This window comes from Frankia nepalensis, assembly GCF_016786325.1.
Lineage (GTDB): Bacteria > Actinomycetota > Actinomycetes > Frankiales > Frankiaceae > Pseudofrankia > Pseudofrankia nepalensis.
Window position 1 is genome coordinate 1 of the sequence record NZ_JADWYU010000101.1, and the last position, 20,167, is coordinate 20,167.

General features: G+C 74.0%; 13 protein-coding genes and 1 pseudogene. 5 read left to right on the top strand and 9 right to left on the bottom strand.

Annotated features, from left to right (window positions below; all coding sequences use genetic code 11):
- Both I6A81_RS43205 and I6A81_RS11225 read left to right on the top strand, forming a co-directional pair.
- A pseudogene (locus I6A81_RS43205) lies at positions 1-455 on the top strand (hypothetical protein); the annotation flags it as partial.
- A 126-nt stretch (positions 456-581) separates the two neighbouring features.
- Complete coding sequence (locus I6A81_RS11225) at positions 582-1,085, top strand: PH domain-containing protein (RefSeq protein WP_203002577.1); 504 nt, start codon at positions 582-584, stop codon at positions 1,083-1,085.
- Positions 1,086-1,138: 53 nt separating this feature from the next.
- Here the strand turns inward: I6A81_RS11225 and I6A81_RS11230 are convergent, their stop codons facing one another.
- From I6A81_RS11230 to I6A81_RS11245, 4 genes are all read right to left on the bottom strand, one after another.
- Positions 1,139-1,795, bottom strand: coding sequence for a hypothetical protein (locus tag I6A81_RS11230; protein ID WP_203002576.1), 657 nt, complete (start codon positions 1,793-1,795; stop codon positions 1,139-1,141).
- Positions 1,796-1,913: 118 nt separating this feature from the next.
- Positions 1,914-2,588, bottom strand: a complete 675-nt coding sequence (locus tag I6A81_RS11235; RefSeq protein WP_203002575.1) for a hypothetical protein — start codon at positions 2,586-2,588, stop codon at positions 1,914-1,916.
- Positions 2,589-3,236: 648 nt separating this feature from the next.
- Positions 3,237-4,475, bottom strand: coding sequence for a hypothetical protein (locus I6A81_RS11240; RefSeq protein ID WP_203002574.1), 1,239 nt, complete (start codon positions 4,473-4,475; stop codon positions 3,237-3,239).
- 839 nt (positions 4,476-5,314) lie between these two features.
- Positions 5,315-5,764: a GtrA family protein gene (locus I6A81_RS11245; RefSeq protein ID WP_238428918.1), complete on the bottom strand. Its 450-nt coding sequence runs from the start codon at positions 5,762-5,764 to the stop codon at positions 5,315-5,317.
- 622 nt (positions 5,765-6,386) lie between these two features.
- Between I6A81_RS11245 and I6A81_RS11250 the strand changes: the two genes are divergently transcribed.
- On the top strand, positions 6,387-7,070 hold the full coding sequence (locus tag I6A81_RS11250; RefSeq protein ID WP_203002573.1) for a beta-class carbonic anhydrase: 684 nt from the start codon (positions 6,387-6,389) through the stop codon (positions 7,068-7,070).
- Positions 7,071-7,084: 14 nt separating this feature from the next.
- On the opposite strand, the gene I6A81_RS11255 is transcribed toward I6A81_RS11250, so the two are convergent.
- The 5 genes from I6A81_RS11255 to I6A81_RS11275 form a co-directional block, all read right to left on the bottom strand.
- Positions 7,085-7,975 carry a TIGR03089 family protein gene (locus I6A81_RS11255; RefSeq protein WP_203002572.1) on the bottom strand — a complete coding sequence of 297 codons (891 nt, stop codon included), beginning with the start codon at positions 7,973-7,975 and terminating at the stop codon, positions 7,085-7,087.
- Positions 7,976-8,230: 255 nt separating this feature from the next.
- Entirely contained in the window at positions 8,231-9,823 is a 1,593-nt protein-coding gene (locus I6A81_RS11260; RefSeq protein ID WP_203002571.1) for an LCP family protein, read from the bottom strand.
- A 597-nt stretch (positions 9,824-10,420) separates the two neighbouring features.
- Positions 10,421-11,962, bottom strand: a complete 1,542-nt coding sequence (locus I6A81_RS11265) for an LCP family protein (RefSeq protein WP_203002570.1) — start codon at positions 11,960-11,962, stop codon at positions 10,421-10,423.
- 547 nt (positions 11,963-12,509) lie between these two features.
- Positions 12,510-13,925, bottom strand: coding sequence for an LCP family protein (locus tag I6A81_RS11270; protein WP_307874586.1), 1,416 nt, complete (start codon positions 13,923-13,925; stop codon positions 12,510-12,512).
- Positions 13,926-14,268: 343 nt separating this feature from the next.
- Entirely contained in the window at positions 14,269-16,386 is a 2,118-nt protein-coding gene (locus tag I6A81_RS11275) for a glycosyltransferase family protein (RefSeq protein WP_203002568.1), read from the bottom strand.
- Positions 16,387-16,906: 520 nt separating this feature from the next.
- On the opposite strand from I6A81_RS11275, the gene rfbD reads away from it, so the two are divergent.
- Both rfbD and metG read left to right on the top strand, forming a co-directional pair.
- Positions 16,907-17,800: a dTDP-4-dehydrorhamnose reductase gene (gene rfbD / locus I6A81_RS11280; RefSeq protein ID WP_203002581.1), complete on the top strand. Its 894-nt coding sequence runs from the start codon at positions 16,907-16,909 to the stop codon at positions 17,798-17,800.
- A gap of 294 nt (positions 17,801-18,094) precedes the next feature.
- Positions 18,095-19,783, top strand: a complete 1,689-nt coding sequence (gene metG, locus I6A81_RS11285; RefSeq protein ID WP_203002580.1) for a methionine--tRNA ligase — start codon at positions 18,095-18,097, stop codon at positions 19,781-19,783.
- Positions 19,784-20,167: the final 384 nt, after the last annotated feature.

Below are 20,167 nucleotides of genomic sequence, written 5' to 3' on the forward strand. Positions count from 1 at the left end.
GCCCCACCGCCCCCCCCGCCGCGCCCGCCCCCCCCCCCGGCCCCACCCGCCGGCCCCCCCGCCCCGCCGCGGCGGCCGGCCGGGCCGAGCCGGCCGTGACCGGGGCTGTCGGTGCCTACGGCGGCGGTGCCGACGGCGGTGGGGCGGACGGCGGTGGGGCCGGTGCCGGCGGGGTGGCGGCCGGTGTCGTGCCGCGGCGTACCGAACTGCTCGCGGCGCTGCTGGTCGACCTGACGGGCGCGCTGGCGAGGTTCGACGCCGACCCGGCGGGCGCGCGGCCCGCCTACCGGGAGGTGTGCGCCACCCTCGGCCGGGACGTCCGGGTGGAGCTGCCCGGCGGCGAGACGGTCGTCGGCACCGCCACCGACGTCGACGAGGCCGGCCGGCTGGTCGTCTCCGGGCGCGCCTTCAGCGCCGGTGACGTCGTCCACCTCCGCCCGGCGCGCGAACGGTGAGCCGGTCCCGGCCCGCGCGGGAGCCGGGGCCCGGGCACGTCTCGAGCGGCGGCGGACAGGGATCAATCCCGACGAAACGGTCGGTAGGGGGCCTTGTCCGCCGCGCATCGGTGCGATGATCGGCAGGTGGGCTTTCCCGAGGACATCCTGACCGACGACGAGATCGTCGTGCTCGACCTGCACCCACACTGGATCCGGCTGGTCCGTCCGGCGGTGTGCGCGGTCGGAGTGCTCGGCCTCGCCGTGCTCGGCGTCTTCTTCGCGCCGAACGGGGCGGCGCAGAAGCCGCTCCAGTACCTGGTGCTGATCGTCGCGGTCGTCGCGCTGGTCTACCTGAGCGTGCTGCCCTGGCTGCGCTGGATCACCACCCGCTACGTCATCACCAACGAGCGGGTGCTGCTGCGGACCGGGGTGCTCACCAGGGCGGGCCGGGACATCCCCCTGGTCCGGCTCAACGACGTCTCCTTCCAGCACACGCTGTTCGAGCGGCTGGTCGGGTCGGGCACGCTGACGATCGAGAGCGCCGGCGAGCGCGGCCAGGTGGTCCTGGCGAGCGTCCCGCACGTCGAGCACGTGCACCAACGCCTCTACGAGCTGCGCGAGGGCTCGCCCGGCCCCACCGGTTTCTAGCGCTCGGCCGTCCGCGGTCGCCGGTCGCCGTCGCCGGTCGCCGGGACGCGTCCCTAGGGCTTGGTGAAGTCGCGCCACCAGGCGATCAGGCCGGCGGGGTCGGTGGACGAGGCGGACAGCGCCGTCTGGTCGGCCGTGACCGTCCAGTAGATCGCGAACGTGCCCGCGGGCGTGCCGGCGGCGCCTCGGTCGCACAGGAACGTGCCGAGCCGCCTGGTCGAGCGGCCCCAGGTCTCCGTGCTCGGCTCGCCGGCGGCGCAGCTGCCGACGTCGTCGACGGCGCCGGCTCGCCGGTCGGCGTCCGCGGTCAGCGTGGCCGCGTCGCGGTAGTGCCGCGCGACGACCTGGGCGGGCCCCGGCTCACCGTCGACGACGAGGGTCTGGCAGACCACCGCCGCGTCAACGCCCTCGTCCGGGCCGAGGCCGTCACCCGGGGGCTCGGTCACCCGCTCGGCCGGCGCCGGCACGCAGTCGCGCACCCGCAGCGGTCCGAGCGTCGCCACCAGCGACCGCTGCGCCGGGGTCAGGCCGTCGCCCGGCGACGTGGCGGCGGCCGACGGCGGGTCCGCGACCTCGCCGGTCGCCGTCCCGGCGGCGCCAGGAGAGGCCCCGGAACCGTTCCCCCCGCCGGCGAGCACCCCGGCCGTGACGCCGGCGGCGACCAGCACGGCCCCACCGGCCGCCAGCGCGACGACGTGGCCACGTCGCATGCCCTTCCCCCTCGCTCTCGCCGCCGGACAGCTCTCGGCCCGTGCGACGCTCGCCGACCGGAGTTCGTTGCGCGAGGCGCCGTCCCAGGCCGGCCGCGGCGCCGCCCCAGGGCGCGTCCTACGCGGCCCTGGGCGGGGCGCTGGGGCCGTCGCCGCCTGGGAACGGCTGGAAGTCGGTCCACCAGTCGTACAGCGCCCGCGGGTCGCGGTCGTAGGCGAGGAAGGCGACCTCGTTGGCGTCCATGCTCCAGAACAGGAACTGGTAGCCGTCGCGCGGGTGGCAGATGACCGTCCCGCCGGGCCGGGACCCGGCGCCGGTGTCCCACTGGAAGACCTCGCTCCCGCCGCGTTCGCACCGCCCGCCCTCGGTGATGCCGCCGACCCGGGTGGCGACGTCATCGCGCAGGGCCCCCCGGTCCCCGTAGCCGTAGGCGGCGATCGTCCGGCCGTCCGCCGTCTGGCAGAACACCGCCGCCGTGATCCCGGCGCCCGCCGGCTCGGGGTTCGGCTCGCAGGCGCGCAGCTGCGCGGGGTCGAACCGGCTGACGAGGTCGCGTTGCTCCGTGGTCAGGTTCGGGCTGCCCGGCTGACCGGGTCCGGTCGGGGTGGGGGCGGCGACCGTCGCGGGGGCCGGCGCCTCACCGCCGGACGAGAACGTGACCGTCGCGAGGCCCGTGATCGCGGCGGCGGCGAGCACGGCGGCCGTGACTACGAGCGCCACGGTCCTGCCGCGGCGGGGACGCCTGCCCGGCGAGCCGGGCGCGCGCGGCGGCGTGGCCGCCGTGGGGGTCATCGGTGGCGGACCTGGCCAGGGCGACGAGCCGGCGGACGGCCAGGCGTGCCTGCTCGGCCCGCCGGGCCACGCGGCGGGAGCGGGCGGCACCGGCGTGGGCGCGGGCGGCCCACCGGCCGGTGGGCCTGGGCGGACCGGCGGAGCCGGGCTGGCCGCCGGGGTCGGACTCACCGTCGAACTCGAACCCGGTCTGGCGGCTGAACCCGCTCTGGCGGCCGGTGGGGGCGCGCCGCCGGCCGGCGGCAAAGGCCGGGGCTTCGGATTCAGGTCGCCCCGCCCGGGTGGCGGCGTGATGTCGGCCCAGTCGCCAAGGGCGGTCCCGGCGCTCGGGTCGTCGAACCGGGGAACGCGGTGGTCGCTGGCTGGGCTGGCGGGCCCCGGGGCGTCGCCGGGGCCGGCTCGGCCGTCGGGCCGGGGCGGCTGGTCGCCGGACTGAGCTGGCACCGTTCCTCCCGCGGGTCACCCGCGGCCGCGCGCGGTGGCGAGTCAGGGCTTCGGCCGGGCCGGCCGGGCGTCCGGCCCAGCCGGCGCCGGCCAGGTCACGTTGTCGCTGGCAGCGGTCACGCCGGTCCTGGTGGCCGCCGCCGATGCTGGCCGGCGGCCACCGGCTCCGGTCTCACCGGAGCATGACCTTCGTGGCACGGGCTGTCAGCCCATTCCCTCGAAGTTGGTCCACCAGCTGTAGAGGGTGGCCTCGTCGGAGTCCTGGGCGTAGAAGCCGGTCAGCTGGTCGTCATACGTCCAGTACATGAAGTAAGTGCCGTCGTTGAGGTGCCCGCACAGCAGGGCGCCCTCGTCCACGTCCGGGGTGTCGTCGTAGTTCCAGGTGCCGACCCGGTCCATGCCGTCCTTGCAGTCGCCGGTCTCCGAGATCTGCGCGCCGCGGGCCTCGACGTCCCGGTTCAGGGCGTCGGCGTCGAAGAAGCCGAGGGCGTAGACGCCGCGGCCGTCGTCGGTGGCGCTGCACAGCACCGCGGCCTCGATGTCGGCGTCCTCCTGTTCGGAGGCGCTCTCGCAGTCCTCGAGCGAGTCGGAGTTGAGCCGGTCGACCAGGTCCTGCTGGGCGAGGGTGAGCCCGCCCGCCGCCGTGGGCGGCGGGGTCGTCGGCGGCCTCGTCGTCGGCGGCGCGACGGTCGTCGGCGGCGCGGTGGCCGGCGCGGTCGACCCCACCGGCGGCGTCGGGCCCACGACGTTCTTCTTGTCGTCGCCGCCGGACAGCGTCACCACCAGCACCACGACGAGGATGACGAGGACCACGCCCGCCGCGATGCCCCCGATGAGCAGGTTGCGGCGGCCGTTGTTCCCCGGCGGCTGCGGCGGCTGGCCGCCCTGGTAGCCGCCGGCGTAGCCCTGCTGCTGGCCGTAGCCAGGCTGGTTGTAGTCGTAGCCGGGCTGTTGGCCGTACCCCTGCTGGTCGTAGCCCTGCTGCTGGGGCTGCCCGTAGGCGCCGTAGCCGGGCTGGGCCTGCTGGCCTTGGCCGTAGTCGTAGCCGGGCTGCTGGGGGTAGCCCTGCGTCTGCTGGTAGCCGGGCGCGGGGGTGTAGCCGGGGGCGGGCGTGTAGCCGGGCTGCTGGTACCCCTGCCCGCCGTAGCCACCCGGGTCGGGGGCCTGCGGCGGCGAGTAGCCGGGCGCCGGGCTGTAGCCACCCTGCGGGTAGGCGGTGGTCGGCGGGTAGCCGGGGGCCGGCGTGCCTGGGCCGCCGGGCCGGTTCGGGTCGGCGGCGCCGCCGCCGGCGAGCCTGGTGACCTCGTCCGCGTTGTCCGCCGGCGCTCCGCCGGCACCGGGCGCGGGTGGGGTCGGCCCATAGGGCGACCGGCCCGGCGCGGATCCGCCGACGAGCTGGGTCTCGGCGTCCGAGTTGTCCGGCCCGTAGCCTGCTGGATGCATGACTTTTCCTCCCAAACGGTCCCCGGATGCCCACTCCCCAATCCGGGGCCGGTGTCCGATGTTAGGAGGTCCTGCTGGCTTGTGGCACCTCGCGGTCGCTTGTCGGACATGGAAGGTCGCTCGTCCGACAGAGCTGGCGGCGATTTTCCGAGTTGATGACGTTTCCGCCGGCCGCGGCTGCCCGGCGACCGGAGAGCGGGTGAACATCGTTTCGCTGGGTTTCGGGACCCGCGTGGGCGACTCCGGGGCGCCTGAGGTGGCAGGGTGTCGCACCCCTGGTCGGCACGTGGACGGTCCGGCGTGGGGTAGCGCCGGTAGGTGAGCGTGCCGACGAGAACGCGGATCCGGTTGGTGACGCGTTATCCGACCGATTGCGCGGCCGTCGCCTCGTGACGGCGATCGGCACGGCCCCGGGGCCGCTCGCCGAGAATTTGGGGCCTGTTATTTTCCTCACGCCGGGATGTTCTCTCGTTGCGCCGGATGTGATTTTTCCGCGAAGTGTGGCGGGGGTGAGCACCGCGGTCGCGGCCGGGAACGCCGACGGCCCGCCGGCCAGGTGGGCCGACGGGCCGGTGGGTGGGCGAGCGTGGTCGGGACGAGCGTGGCCGGAAGCGGCCCGATGGATGGGCCCGCCAGTGGCCAGCAGGCCCCGACGCGAGGTCGAGGTGCCCGGCCGGCCGCCCGGCGACGTCGTCACGGAGCCGTGTCATCGGGAGCCATGTCACCGAAGCTCCGTCATCGGGAGCCACTTCGTCGGCCGCGCCGACGTCATCGGTCACGTCATCGGTCACGTCGACGGGACCGTGGGAACGGGACGGTGTCGTCCGTGGGCGACGCCGTCAGTGGCTGGCTGGCTCCGGAACGCGGGCCGGCCGCGCGGCGGCGGTCTCGGCCACGCGCGGGTGGTCCGGGTGCAGGAAGACCCAGCGCTTGTAGGCCCAGAAGCGGAACACGGTGCCGAAGCCGGTGCCGAGTACGTTGCCGAAGAGGTTGAACGCGAGCGGTCCCTCTAGATGCAGCACGTACTTGGCAAAACCGAGGCAACCGAGCGCGATGCCCAGACCAATGGCGTTCAGAATGATGAACAGAACGTACTCACGCCGTACGCCGCTGCGGGCCCGGTGGTTGAAGGACCAGTTACGGTTCCCGATGTAGGCGACAGTCGCCGCCACGATCGTCGAAATGATCTTCGATGTGAACTGGCCCATCTCGAAGTGCGAGTGGCACAGGTTCGACACCAGGAAGTCGACGGCGTAGGCGACCGCGCCGACGATGCCGAACTTGCTCATCTCCCGAACGAGCGTCTGTAGCCGGGAGGGCCGTGCCCGATGCCTCACCGCACGCGGCCTTGGTCGATTTTTCCCACCAGCCGAGACTACCGACGCCGTCCGGCGGGCCATCGACTGCCCCCGGCGGCGCGGCGGCGCGGTGGTCCCGTCCGATACAGAGCTGATCGGATCAAGAGCGGACGGCAAGAATCCTCCCGGTCATGGGGGCGGGTGGTGTCCAGAACGGTGTGCCCTTCCTTGCTGTCGGTGACACTGCTCCCCTCGTCCCGAACCGGGCCCTCGGTCCGCGCCTCCTCGGGCGCTTTGCCCGGACTTACCCGCTCCGGCCGGCGCGCCGCGGGCGCCACCGGTCCTCGGAGGTTGCCACGGGCTCGTCCTTCTCGCGGGCATCCACCCCCGCGGCGCATGAGGGCCCGGCGCGTCGCCGCGCCGTTGGCCCCCGGGTTCCTGAGACCAGAATCCAGCTGTGTCAGCGTGACAATGAGCACCCCGCGTGGCAACCCCGGGCGCTGTCCTGGGGACGCGTCGCCGGGGCATCCTCGGGTGAGGCTCGCCGGGGCATCCTCGGGTGGGGATGGAAGCAGACCGGCGCCGGCCAGCCGACGGAGAGACGGGAGGCCTGATGACCACCGCCGACCAGACCACTGCCGACCAGAGCACCGCCGCCCAGAGGGCCAAGGAGATCGTCCGTACGGCGCCGGCCCAGGGCGCGGCGGCGTCCCCGGCCGTGCCGGCGGCGGCGGTCACCGGCCCGGAGACGACGGCGACCGACGAGCTCGTGCGGCGGGCGCGCGGGTTCGCCAGCCGGCGGGCCGCGGCCGGCCAGGGCGAGGTCCTGCCCGCTCCGCCCGCCCTGCGGGTGGCGGTGCTCGCCTGTATGGACGCTCGCCTCGACGTCGCCGCCGTGCTCGGCCTGCCCGAGGGTGCCGCGCACGTGATCCGCAACGCCGGCGGGGTGGTGACCGACGACGCGGTGCGCTCGCTCGCGATCAGCCAGCACGAGCTGGGTACCCGCGAGATCGTGCTGATCCAGCACACCCGGTGCGGCATGCAGACCATCACCGACGAAGGCTTCCGCGACCTGATGGAAAGCAGGACCGGCAGCCGCCCGGAGTGGCCGGTGCTGGCGTTCCGGGACCTCGAGGAGAACGTCCGCGAGTCGGTCGAGGCCCTGGCCGCCTCGCCCTACCTGCGCCAGTCGACCTCGGTCCGCGGCTTCGTCTACGACGTCGCCGCCGGCTCCCTGCACGAGGTGGCGGCGGCGCGTCCCGCCGCGGCGGGCGACCGCCAGACGGCCGAGGGCTGACTCCGCGACGCGGTTCAGCTCTCGGCGGCCGCGTCGAAACGCAGCCGGCGCACGCCGGCGGGTACCGGCCGCGCGGTGCCGCAGACGGCCGTCACCCGTTCCGTCGCGATCCGCCGGGCAAGCGCCGCGTCGTCGAGGTTGCCGTCGAGGTGGCGGCACAGCACCACCGAGGCGCCGGTCACCAGCGGCCCGAGCACCGCGCTCAGCAGACCCTGGGCGCTTGCCGGGCCGGCGGTGGCCAGCAGGCGGTCATCCGGGCCGAGCCCGGCGGTGACGGCGGCCAGAGCGGCGTGGGCGAGCAGCGCGGTCTGCGCCGCGGGCGGCCTCGGCGCGGCGAACCGGTCGCCGTGCGCCGGCACCTCGGTGGCGAAGTCGAGGACACCCGCGACCGGGTGGGTCATCCGCGCGCCGAGCGGGCGCAGCGACAGGGCGATGACCTCGTCCGCGCCCAGGGCCAGCGCCGCCTCGATCCGGCTCTCCGCGACGAACAGGGCCGCCAGGTCGCCGGCGGGCTCGTCCGTGGCGCCGGCGGGCTCGTCCGCGGCGGCCTCGGTCCCGACCAGCACGTCGAGACCGGCCGACCAGGCGGCCAGCAGGACGACGACGGTGAGCCAGTGCGCCGGCAGGTCCACCCCGACCCGGTCACCCGGCCCGAGCCCCAGGGTGTCGACCAGCAGGTTCGCGGTCTTGGCGACCCAGTTGTCCAGGGTCGCCCCGGACAGCTCCACCCGCTCCCCGGTGGCGTCGTCGTAGAAGGTGACCATCGGGCTCGCCCCGTCGGTCCGCAGCCGGGCCGCCAGTGCCGCCGCCACCCCCGGGTACGGCGCCGCGAGGCCCGACCCGTCCACTCCGGGCGGCACCAGCAGCGTGTCGGCCGGTGTCAGCCGGAGCTCGCCGCCCGTCACGGCATGCCCGCCGCGCACGGCGACGGGGCGGGCAGCGGGCGCGGCGCCGGCTCATGGACCGCCGCCCGCGCGGGAAGCCCGTGACAGCACTGGTACGGGACCGGAGAACCTGGCATCGCTCGAACGTATCGGGCGCCCCCGGTTCCGGGGTCGTCAGGCCAGTGGCACGCCGTCAGGCCGGCGCACGGCGCGTGGCCGTCCGTGCCCCGTGCTCGGCGTCCCGGTCTCGTTCCCCCGGTCTGGCCGCGTGTCGGGTCAGTACGTGCAGGAGGTGTCCGTTCCGGGGCCGGGTCCCGCCGGTGCGGTGGCCGCCCCCCCGCCGGTGGCCGCCCCGGCGGCCGGGGCCGCGCCGGCCGGCGCCGCGGACGCGGCCGGGCCCACCGCGGGCGCGGCGGCCGCGGGGCCGGCGCCCTGGACGCCGGTGAACGAGGAGCCGATGACGAGACTCAGGCCGCCGCCGGACAGAGCGGCGTCCTCGACGGCCAGCGCGCCGGGGATCCGGGTGACCAGAGCCTTGGCGGCGCCCTCCTGGCCGGCCGGGTAGCGCACTTCGGTGGCGGCCTGGGTGGCCTCGCCGGTGCTGGCCTTCATGACGCCGCCGAAGCCGAGCGCCTTCAGGTCGGTGACGGTCTGGCCGGCGAGCCCGTCGCGGCCCGACGAGTTGACGACCGTCGCGACGCTGACCTGGGCGGGCTCGACGACGGGCGCGTCGGCGAGCGCCGGATCATCCTCGGGCGCCGGGCGCATGGGCGCGAGGATGGTGTTCAGCTCGTCGGTGTTCACGAACAGCACGTTGCCGTGGTAGCCGATGGTGCCCTTGTCGTCGGAGGCACCCTCGGACGGCAGCGGGACGTGGGTGGGCACGGTGATGAACTTGACCTTGCCCGGCCCCAGCTGGCTCGCCCGCTTCGCGAGCGCGAGCATCGTCTTGTTGTCGAGGTCCCACTGCAGCGACTTGCCCACCGCCGCGACCAGAGAGTTGATCTTGACTGGGTTGCTCAGGACGCCGGAGCTGGTGGCCTTGGCGAGCAGCTTGGACAGGAACTGCTGCTGGCGCGCGATGCGGTCCTTGTCGCCGTCGGGCAGGCCGTGGCGCTGGCGGACGAAGGCGAGCGCCTGCTCGCCGTTGACGTGGACGGTTCCCGGCCCGCCGACCCAGCCGCTCATCGGGTCGTTCGTGTTGGTACTGACCCGCAGCCGCCCGGAGTCGTCGTTGAAGCGTTCCTTGTGGGTCGACGGAAGGACGCAGACGTCGACGCCGCCGATGGCGTCCGTCATCTGCTTGAAGCCGGCCAGGTTGACGGTGATCGTGTGGTCGATCTTCAGCTGGGTCAGGTGCTCGAGCGTCCTGATCAGGCCGGGCACGTCGGCGTAGTTCAGGACGTTGGTGACCTTGTCCTTGCCGTCGGCGGGTGTGCCCTGGTAGCGGGTGCCGTCCTCCTTCGCCGGGACCGTGACCAGCGTGTCGCGGGGGAACGACAGCAGCGTCACCGAGCCGTCCTTGTCGAAGTGCGCGATGATCGTCGTGTCGGACCGGATGCCGACGACGGAGCTGCCGCCGTACTGGTCACCCGTGCCGTCCCTGCTGTCGTCACCCAGGAGCAGGATGTTGAGGTTGCCGGGCACCTCCGCCGGCCGGTCTCCCTCGACGTCCCAGTCGCGCTGGGTGACGTTCTTGTCGAACTGGTTGTAGAGGAACCAGCCGACCGAGCTGAGTCCCAGCACCAGTACGGAGAGCAGGGAGAAGCTCGCCAGCGACAGCCGCCGCAGTGAGGAGCGGCGTCGCCTCGGGCCGCGCGGGTCGAGTTCCGGAGGCAGGGTGGGGCGATCCAGGGTTGCGCGGCTCACCGCGGTGCGGCCCTCCTCGACGGTCGGGACACCAGACGGACCTGGTGGATCGGTTCGGGTCGGGGCAGGCCGGCTGATCGGGCCGGCGGGCATGCCCACGGGCGGCCGCGTGCCCCCAGCGCGCGCGGCGCGGCCCCCGTTCCGGCGCGACGTGGGCGGAACGGGCCCAGCTCAGTGTCTTTCCGGCCTTCTGGGCCGCCGCCCGCTGCGTGGGCGGCCCGGGGGCGGTCTTGCGAGCTTAGTAACAACAGATGAAGGTTGCGTTGTCGATACGCAACGTGACGGTCTGGGCGCGGTGGTGGCCTCCCGTGCGCATCGGACCCGTGCGCGCAGGTGGGCGGGGTGCGCGGGGGTCCGGGAGGCGGCGGCTCTCGGTGGTGGCGCTCGCCGTCCGCGCGCGAAGCCGGGTAGGGGCAAACGTCCCGGACTCCACGCTCTGTTGTTGCCGGCTGGTTGGTAGCCGGATTTGTGGTTCCAATTGTGTGCCATCGTCGGGTGCTTCGGCGGGTGGCGGTGGTAACAGTCTTCCGCGCCAATCCCGGATCCGGTGGCGCGCCAGATGCTGGCGGTTGGCCGGCCGCCCGGCCCGGGCGGCGCTCAGTACGTGCAGGAGGTGTCGTTCCCGGCGTCCGGGGGCGGGGTCGTGGCGGTGGGGCCCGCGCCCGCTCCGGGCTGCGCGGACGAGGTCGCGCCGGGTGTCGCGGTGCCCGCGCCGGCGCCGGTGGCGTCGTCGACGCCGGTGAACGAGGACCCGAGCACGAGCTTCAGCCCGGTGCCCGCGAGGGCGGTGTCGGGGACGGCCCGCGCGCCGGGGATCTTCCCGGCGAGGGTCTTCGCCGGGCCCTCCTGGCCGGTGGGATAGCGCACCTCGGTCGGGGCCTGGAGGGTGGTGTTGCCGGTCTCCATGGCGCCGACGAAGCCCAGTGCCGCCAGGTCCTTCGCGGTCTGGGCGGCGAGCCCGGAACGGCCGGAGGCGTTGACCACGGCCGCGACGCTGACCTGGCTCGGGTCCACCGGGGGCGCGCTGGCCAGCGTCGGGTCCTCCTCCGGCTCCGCACGCATCGGGGCGAGGATCGTCTCCAGGTCCTCGGTGTTGAGGAGCAGCACCTCGCCGTGCGGGGGGATGTTGCCCCGGTCGTTGGTGGCCCCGCCCTCCGGCGGCATCGGCACGTGCGTCGGCACGGTGATGAACTTGATCTTCCCGGCGTCGAGCCCGCTGGCCCGCTTCGCGAGCTCGACCAGGCCTTCCGCGTCGAGGTCCGTCTGCATCGACTTGCCGACCGCGCCGAGCAGAGAGTTGATCTTGACCGGGTTGCTCAGGACGCCGGAGCTGGTGGCCTTGGCGAGCAGCTTGGACAGGAACTGCTGCTGGCGGCGGATCCGGTCCTTGTCGTCGTTGGGCAGGCCGTGGCGCTGGCGGACGAAGGCGAGCGCCAGTTCGCCGTTGACGTGGACGGTTCCCGGCCCGCCGACCCAGCCGCTCATCGGGTCCTTCGTGTTGGTGCTGTAGGCGTTCGCCTCCTCGACCCACTCCTTCTTGTTGCCGGGAAGAACGCAGACGTCGACGCCCCCGATGGCATCCGTCATCTGCTTGAAGCCGGCCAGGTTGATCGTGATGACGTGATTGATCGCCAGGCCGGTCAGGTCCTGCATGGTGGAGACCAGGGTGGGCAGGCCGCCGTAGTTGAGCACCTCGGTGAGCTTCAGCTTCCCGTCCCGGGGGATGCCCTCGGCGCCGTCACCACCGACCGTCACCAGCGTGTCGCGAGGAAACGACAGCAGCGTGAGCGAGCCGTCGGCGTCGAAGTGGGCGATGATCGTCGTGTCCGAGCGCATGCCCTGGACCGCGTCGCCGCCGTACTGGTCGCCGGTGCCCTCACGGCTGTCGTCACCGAGCAGGAGGATGTTCAGGTCGCCGGGGACCTCGGCGGGCTTGTCGCCACCGCCGTCCCAGTCCTTGAGCCGGGTGATGTTGCCGTCGAGCTGGTGGAAGAAGTACCAGCCGACCGAGCTGAGCAGGAACACCAGCACCGACAGCAGCCCGAAGCTGGCCAACGAGATGCGCCGCAGCGATGAGCGGCGCCTGGTGCGAGGGCTCAGCCCCGGCGGCAGCGGACGTTCCATGGTCACGCGGCTCACCAGCTGCAGCCCTCCTCGCTGGGTCAGGACGACCCGACGGGCGGGGCACCGGCGGGTACCGCGCCCGGCGGGGCGCGGGCCCGGCCCGTCGGGTGGGCACGAGGTCGCCGTGTCCGCCTGGCCTGGGGTCGCTCCCGGATGGGCGAAGCCGGTCCGGGAGGTCGGGTCGCGCCGTCCGCGTGGTCGTCATCGAGATAGACGCCTCGCGTCGCCTGGACGTTGGGTTTGGTGGGGTCTGCTTAGTAATAGCGGACACATGCGGCGTTGTCACCGCATACGGCGCCGTAATGGCGCGCACTGGGCGTCACCCGCGTGACACCCGTCGCCGGAGACGCGCGGCCGGCGCGGCGGTGAACGCCGGCGGCGGGCCGCCGGCCAGGCTCACCGCGGCGCGGCTTCCGGCGTATGGCGGCGCGCGGCCGGGCTCACGGGCGGAGAAGCGGGCGTCCTTCGCGTGTGGGCAGTGGGGCGGGCGGGCGTGCCCGGCCGGGCCGGTCCCTGGCTGCCACGTCGGTGGGCGCGGCCGCTGGGCCTGGCGGCAGCCGGGTCAGTAGGTGCAGCTGCTGGTGAGCTCCGCGGCGGTCTGCCCGGAGCGGACCGGAGGCGCCGTGCCGGCGCGGCCGCCGGCCGTCGCCGAGGGACCGGTCCCGACGCCCGTCGCGGAACGGTCGAGGCCGGCGAAGCCGGTCCCCAGGATCAGCGTGACCCGGCCGGCGCGCAGCGTGGGGTCGACGGCGATCCTGGCCCCTGGGACGACCGCGGCGACCGCGCGCGCGTCGGCCTCCCGGCCGGGCGGGTAGCGCACCTCGCTGCCCCTGAGCGCCGCGCCTGTCCAGGTCTGCGCGGTCGTGGCCGCGAAACCGGCCGTGGCCAGCCCGTCGGCGGTCTGGTCGGCCTGGCCCGCGACACCGGTGCCGTTGTAGACGTCGACCCGTACCGCCGAGCGATCCGACACGGGTCCGGCGGGGACGCCGGCGGACGGAGGCGGCGAGCTTTCCGGCGCCTTCGCCCCGCGCAACGGGGCGAGGAAGGCGTCCAGCGTCCGCTGATCGTAGATCTGGACGGAGCCGTACACCGGCAGTTCGCCGAGCTTGTTCGCGCCCTCGGCCGGGGTCGGGGGTCGGACCGGGATCGTCTCGAACCGGATCTGGTCGGCGCGCAGTCCGCGCAGCCGGAGCGCGAGCCGCTGCAGGTCGTCGATCGTCGTCGAGTTGTCGACGGTGAGCGACCCCAGCGCCGCCCGCAGGAGCGCGTCCAGACGGGCCGGGCTGGTCAGCACCCCGGAGCTGGTGGCCTTCTCGAACACCGCGCCGATGAACTGCTGCTGGCGGTGGATCCGGTCGAAGTCGCCGTTCGGCAGCCCATGGCGCTGGCGGACGAACGCGAGCGCCTGGTCACCGTCGAGATGGTTGACGCCGACGGTCCCGGACCACCGGGACCACGGGTCGCGCAGGTTCGAGGTGCGGCCGTCGGGGAGCGCCCGTACACACACGTTCACCCCGCCGAGGGCGTCGGTCATCTGACGGAAGCCCTCCAGGTCGACCGACACGTAGTGGTCGATCCGCACGCGGGTCAGCCGCTCGATCGTCATGGTCAGCAGCGACGGGCCCCCGGTGGTGATCGCGGAGTTCAGCTTGCCCCGGCCGTGGCCGGGGATGGCGACGAGGGTGTCGCGGGGGAAGGAGACCAGCGTCGTGGTCCCGTCCGGGGCCAGATGGGCGATCATCGTCGTGTCGGACCGCTCGCCCTCGACGTCGCCCTGGTTCTGGAACTCGTCGCCCGTGCCGGTGCGGCTGTCGGAGCCCACGAGCAGGAAGTTCACGGCGCCGGCGTCGTCGTCGGCTGGCCGCTCGCCGTCCAGGTCGAGCTTGATCCGGGAGATCTGGCCGTCGAAGTACCGGTAGACCGTGTATCCACCGACGGCGACGACGAAGAGCAGCGCGGACAGCACTCCTGCCAGCACGGTGAACGTGCGCCGCCTGGCGCGGCCGGCGTTTCGGCGCGGAGCGCGGGGATCGAGTTCGGGGGGCAGCGTCGCTGAGGACTCCGCGGGGGGCCTTGGCGGTGCTTCCGTCACCGTGGCAGCACCTCCCGCTCCGCACGGGTGAATCCCCGAGCAGCGTTGTAGCCCTACGAACTCATGTTGACACTCAACGTACCCGTTTGCGGTCGCGCGTATCCGCCGCCCCCGCCTCGATGAGGGCGACGGTTCCATGTGAGGACGCGTGGGCACGGAGCAGACGCGCGGGAGCGCGGGAGCGCCCCAACGCGCGAGCCCGCGAGGGGCCTGCCGGCCCGCCGAACCCCTAGGACGAGACCGCCGGCTCGGGAGACCCACCGGCGGCCGCGACGGCCGGCTGGGAGACGGCCGCCGCCGGCGGCTCCCGGTGGTCGCCGTCGCCCGGCCGCCCCGGCCAGTCCCGGCCCGCGCCACGGGAGACGGCGACCAGCGTCAGCGCCACGAGCGCGGCCGTCACGATGAGGATGGCCCAGGTGACGCCGACGGGGAACGGAGCCCAGCGGGCGATCGCCGCGGCGGCGTCGGGGACGCGGGCGGGAGTGAAGGCGACCTCGCGGCCGAGCCAGTAGTAGCTGACGATCGCGAGCAGCGCGAACGCCTGCATGAGCACGGCGCCGGCCAGCATCACCAGCGGCGTCCAGCGCGCCCGCCGGCCCAGCAGCCAGGCCAGCCCCGCCGCGGCCACGACCGCGAGGCCGACGATGCCGAGATAGAGGTAGCGGCCCTGCACCGCGATGCCGCGGGTGTACCGCTCGTACTCCGCCCAGCTGCGCTGCCCGACCGTCATGTACGCGAACGCGGCCGGCAGCAGCAGTACCGCGGGCGTCAGGAGCCGGGCCAGCCGGGCACGCCGCGCCGGCCGGCTCGTGGCCGTGGGCTGGGCCGGAATGGCCGGAATGGCCGGGACGGCTGGGTCCGGCGGCCCTCCCCGCCCGGCGAGGCCAGTGGCGAGGCCCGTCCCGGCGAGGACCAGGACGACGACCGTGGCCGCGACGATCGCGACCGGGGTCAGCTGTGGCGGCTCGAACATGCCCAGCCCGGCCCAGAACCGGTTGAACATCGTCTGGACGAAGTACCACAGCCAGGTCCAGAACGAGTCGGGCAGCAGCAGCGGCTCGCGACGCGGCGGGTTGGTCGCCCAGCCGTTCGGCTGGAGCGCCCCGTAAAGCACCACGTTGCGCACCCACCACCAGCCGCCGGCGACGGCCCCGATGCCGAGCGCGACAAGCGCCGGCGTCCAGGGAAGCGACGCGGCGACGGCACGCAGCCGCCCGCGCGCCGTGAGATCCCCGGCCGGCGCCGGTCGCCCCTCGCGGGTCCGCCACCACCCGGCCAGGTACGCGGCGACGACCATCGCCGGCAGCGGCAGCGCGGTCCCCTTGGACAGCAGCGCCACCGTCAGCCACGCCCCGGCGAGGGCCGCGGTGCGCAGCCGGCGGTCGCCGCCCAGCACGCCCGCGAGAACGAACGTCAGCGCGGCGGTGGACAGCATCAGGATGCCGTCGTTGTTGAACGACGAGCCGACGCGCGAGAGCCCCGGAACGGCCAGCGGCAGCACCGCCGCGCCCCGCGCGACCGCCTCCGACAGCCCCAGCCGGCGCGCCGTCGCCCAGGCCAGCAGGGGCAGCGGCGCGACCAGCAGCATGTTGAGGACGCGCAGGACGTAGACCTGCTGGTCGTAGGCCCAGTCGTCGGCGGACAGCGCCCACAGCAGCCCCGCGCCGGCCGCGTAGACCAGCGGAGGGTGCTGCACCATCTGGTTCGACAGCCGGCCGTCGGTCACCCCGTCGGGGCCGCCGAGCTCGTCGAACGAGCCGCGGTCGGGGCGCGCGGTCGGGGTGATCTCGGCGAAGGACTCCGCGCCCCGCCGCTTGCCGCCGGACTGGAACATGTCCTGGTACGCGCCCCGGTCGAAGTCGTCCGAGGTCGCGGCGACACCCTTGGACAGCATCTTCTCGCCCGGCCCCGGCCAGCCGTCGCCGTTCTGCAGCCCGTAGACCATGTCGACGTGCTGCGCCTCGTCGTAGCCGGCCCAGGTCGGATAGATCACCGAGTAGGTGGCGAGCAGCGCGACGTGCAGTGCCGTGATCAACAGCACAATGGCGGGCAGCCGGCGGGCGAGGCCGCCCACCGCCGCGAGCGCCCGGCGTGGCCGGGGCGGTTCCTGGGGCATGCCGATCTGGCTTACGCCGTCCGGGTGGCTTGCGCCTGGGGCCGGCGCGCTCCGGTTCGGAGCTGGCGCCGCCGCCGCGTCGCGTTGGCCGGCGCCGTCAGGGGCGGCCTGCTCCGTGTCGTCGGCCGCCCGGTCGGCGGTGTCGGTGCTTTCGCTGATCGTCGGCTCCGTGGTTGCCTGCTGCCGCGGCCAGGGTGTGGCCCGCGCATCCAGGTTCGGCCTCTGGACCATGTCTGGTAATGACCGTGTCTGGCGCTGACCGTGTCTGGTTGGCCTGGTATGGACCGCACCCGCCTGCCCAGCCTAGACGAACGGATCCCGCGCTCCCGTCGGCGGGCGGTGGGCTCCGCGTCACCCCCTCCCGGCGATGTGCCGCCGCCTCCCGGCGATGCGCCGCCGGCTCCCGGCGATGTGCCGCCGCCTCCCGGCGATGTGCCGCCGCCTCCCGGCGATGTGCCGCCGCCTCCCGGCGATGTGCCGCCGGCTCCCGGCGATGTGCCGCCGCGGCCGGCGGGTGGCCGGGAAGACCGGCCGCCGCGCCGTCAGGTCGGGCGAAGCCCGGCATCGGGGGGTCCTGGGACCCGGAGTCCGCGCCAGCGGATCCTTGGGAGAGGTTTCGCGGGCGGCGTCGCGGATCGTCGGGAAGCCACCGGTGGGCAAACGGGACGGCCCGTCTCGGTGCCGAGCCGAAACCTGACGTGGATGCCGGGTTGTGCGCCGGTCTGCCAGACTGCGAACCGTGCGCGTACTCGTGATCGGTTCTGCTGGCCAGGTCGGCTCCGACCTGTGCGGGCTGCTCGCCGCTGATCCCCGGCTGCCGGCCACCGCCGGGCTGACCCGGGTCGAATGCGACATCACCGACCCGGCCAGGGTCCGGGCGGTCATCCGTGACCAGGCAAGGCCGGCGAAGATCCAGGGCGGGCTGACCGTCGTCAACACGGCCGCCTGGACCGACGTCGACGGCGCCGAGTCCGACGAGATGGGCGCCTACGCGGTCAACGCCGCCGGGCCGGCCCACCTGGCCGCCGCCTGCGCGGAGGCCGGCGCCACGCTCATCCACCTCTCGACCGACTACGCCTTCGACGGCACCGCCGACAAGCCGTACGAGGTCGACGACCCGACCGGGCCGGTGTCCGCCTACGGGCGCACCAAGCTCGCCGGCGAGCAGGCGGTCCTCGCGCTGTGCCCCTCGGCGTTCGTCGTCCGCACCGCCTGGGTGTACGGCGCGACCGGGAAGAACTTCGTCAAGACGATGGCGCGGCTCGCCGCCGAGCGCGACGTCCTCACGGTCGTCGACGACCAGCGCGGCTCGCCGACCTGGTCGGCGGACCTGGCCGGCGGGCTGATCGAGCTCGCGCTCTCGGACGCCTCGCCGGGCATCTACCACTACACCAACGGTGGCGACACCACCTGGTTCGGCTTCGCTCGGGCGATCATGGAGGAGCTGGGCGAGGACCCGGCCAAGGTCCACCCGACGACGACGGCGGCGTTTCCCCGGCCCGCGCCCCGGCCCGCGTACTCGGTGCTGTCCACCCGCCGGTGGATCGACGCGGGGCTCACCCCGCCGCGGCCGTGGCGCGACGCGCTCGCCGCCGCGTTCGCCGCCCACCGGGCCGAGCTAGGGCGGTCGGCTCAGGGTCGCTAGCGCGACCCGAACCTCCCAGATCGCTGACCTCCCAGATCGCTGACCTCCCAGATCGGCTCCGCCGATCCGGCAGGAACCCTGTCGCCGATCCGGCAGGAACCCTGTCGCCGATCCGGCAGGGACCCCGGTCGGGGCGCTGAGCGACCCGACCATTCTGGTACCGGGTCGGCCTGTGAGACCGGGGTCGGTCCTAGTCCCTGGTCGGGATTATGGGCGGGTTCCGCCGGCCGTCCTGGAGCGGCCGGCGGGGCGGCGTCGCGCTGGGAAACGGGTTTGCCCGTGCGGAGTAACGTCATGGTCGTGACCGCGCAGACCGAGAGCCCGCTCCCGTCGGGCCGTCCCACCCTGGTGGCGGTCGCCTGGCCGTATGCCAACGGCGCACCGCACCTCGGGCACATCGCCGGCGCCTACCTGCCGGCCGACATCTTCGCGCGGTATCAGCGAATGGTCGGCAGCCGGGTGCTGATGGTGTCGGGCTCGGACGCTCACGGCACCCCGATCACGGTGCGCGCCGACGAGGAGGGCATCAGCCCGCAGGAGGTCGTCGACCGCTACCACCCGATCTTCCTGAAGATCTGGGAGCAGCTCGGCATCTCGTTCGACCTGTTCACGTCCACCCGGACGGACAACCACACCCGGGTCACCCAGGACGTGTTCACCCGGCTGCGCGAGGCCGGCTACATCTCCGTCCAGGAGACGACGCAGTTCTACGACCCTCAGGCGGGGCGGTTCCTGCCGGACCGGTACGTCCTGGGCACCTGCCCGTTCTGCGGGTACTCGGACGCGCGCGGCGACCAGTGCGAGAACTGCGGGCGAACCCTCGACCCCGACCAGCTGCTCGCGCCGCGCAGCCGGTTCACCGGCGCGACGCCGGAGCAGCGGGAGACGGCGCACTTCTTCCTGCGCCTGTCGGCGCTGTCCGACCAGCTGCTGGCGTGGCTGGAGAACCGCAGGGGCTGGCGCCGCCATGTGATCAACTGGTCGGTCCAGTTCGTCAAGGACGGGCTGCACGACCGGGCGATCACCCGTGACCTGGACTGGGGCGTGCCGCTGCCGACGGACGAGCTCGGCCCGGGCAAGCGGATCTACGTCTGGTTCGAGGCCGTCATCGGCTACCTGTCGGCCAGCAAGGAGTGGGCGGCGAACATCGCCGGGGACCCGGAGGCGTGGCGCGCCTGGTGGGAGAACCCGGACGCGGCCGCGTACTACTTCGTCGGCAAGGACAACATCCCGTTCCACACCGTGATCTGGCCGGCGATGCTGCTCGGCTACGGTGGCCTGAACCTGCCGACCGACGTGCCCGCGAACCAGTACGTCACGTTCGGGGGGGCGAAGGCCTCCAAGTCCGCCGGGGTCGGCCGGAGCGTGCCCGAGTACCTGGAAGTGCTCCAGCCGGACGCGCTGCGCTACGCGTTGGCGACGGTGCTGCCCGAGCAGAACGACACCGAGATCTCCGACGCGGACATCATCCGGCGCATCAACGACGAGTTGATCGCCAACTGGGGCAACCTCGTCAACCGGGTCATGGCGCAGATCAACAAGTTCTTCGACGGCGTGCTGCCGGACGTCCCGGCGCCGGCGGAGCTCGGCGGCGCGCACGCCGAGCTGTTGGAGAAGGTGGACGCGGGCCTGGCCCGGGTCGCCGACCTGCTCGGCAAGGTGGAGCTGCGCGCCGCGCTGCGGGCCGCGATGGAGATCTCCAGCGAGGTCAACCAGTACCTCTACCGCGAGGAGCCGTGGAAGACCGTCAAGGTCGACCGGGACGCGGCCGCGGCGAGCCTGGCCACCTCGGTGCAGGCGATCGCCGGCATCGCCGTCGCGCTGGCCCCGTTCCTCCCGTTCAGCACCGAGCGGCTGGCGGCCGTGCTGGGCGTGGACCTCGGCGTCTGGCGCCGCCAGCAGGTCCCGGCGGGCCGCCGCCTGGAATGGCCCGGCGCCCTGTTCACCAAGCTGGACCCCAAGGCGCTGGATCTTCCCAGCTAGCGCGTCCCGACTGCCGCGCCCCCCACCTCATGATCGGCGATAGTGCCCTCGGGAGGTCGTGAACTGGCGATGTTCACGACCTCCCGAGGGCAGAAACAGCGATCATTCCCGGCGCCGGCGCCGGCGCGGCGGCCACCGGGCCGGTCCCGGCTACGACGCTCCCGTGGATCATGTTCCGCGGCTCCGGATCGCCGGACGGCGTACACATCCGGCGATCTTCGCCCCACCCCGCCCCGGTCTCCTCGATAGATCGCCAGATCCGTACGAGATTCGGCGACGAAACGGGCAGAAATCGCCGGACGGCGTACACATCCGGCGATCAAGGAAGTCGCCAGGCCCCCAGCAGGCCAGTGATCATCGGATGTGTACGCGGATCGGCGGTCG

What these genes read in the sequence shown, in the direction of transcription:
- I6A81_RS11275 (WP_203002568.1), bottom strand. Translation starts at nt 16,386, where the DNA reads ATGGTCCAGAGGCCGAACCTGGATGCGCGGGCCACACCCTGGCCGCGG.
- I6A81_RS11245 (WP_238428918.1), bottom strand. Translation starts at nt 5,764, where the DNA reads ATGAGCAAGTTCGGCATCGTCGGCGCGGTCGCCTACGCCGTCGACTTC.
- I6A81_RS11240 (WP_203002574.1), bottom strand. Translation starts at nt 4,475, where the DNA reads ATGCATCCAGCAGGCTACGGGCCGGACAACTCGGACGCCGAGACCCAG.
- metG (WP_203002580.1), top strand. Translation starts at nt 18,095, where the DNA reads ATGGTCGTGACCGCGCAGACCGAGAGCCCGCTCCCGTCGGGCCGTCCC.
- I6A81_RS11250 (WP_203002573.1), top strand. Translation starts at nt 6,387, where the DNA reads ATGACCACCGCCGACCAGACCACTGCCGACCAGAGCACCGCCGCCCAG.
- I6A81_RS11235 (WP_203002575.1), bottom strand. Translation starts at nt 2,588, where the DNA reads ATGACCCCCACGGCGGCCACGCCGCCGCGCGCGCCCGGCTCGCCGGGC.
- I6A81_RS11230 (WP_203002576.1), bottom strand. Translation starts at nt 1,795, where the DNA reads ATGCGACGTGGCCACGTCGTCGCGCTGGCGGCCGGTGGGGCCGTGCTG.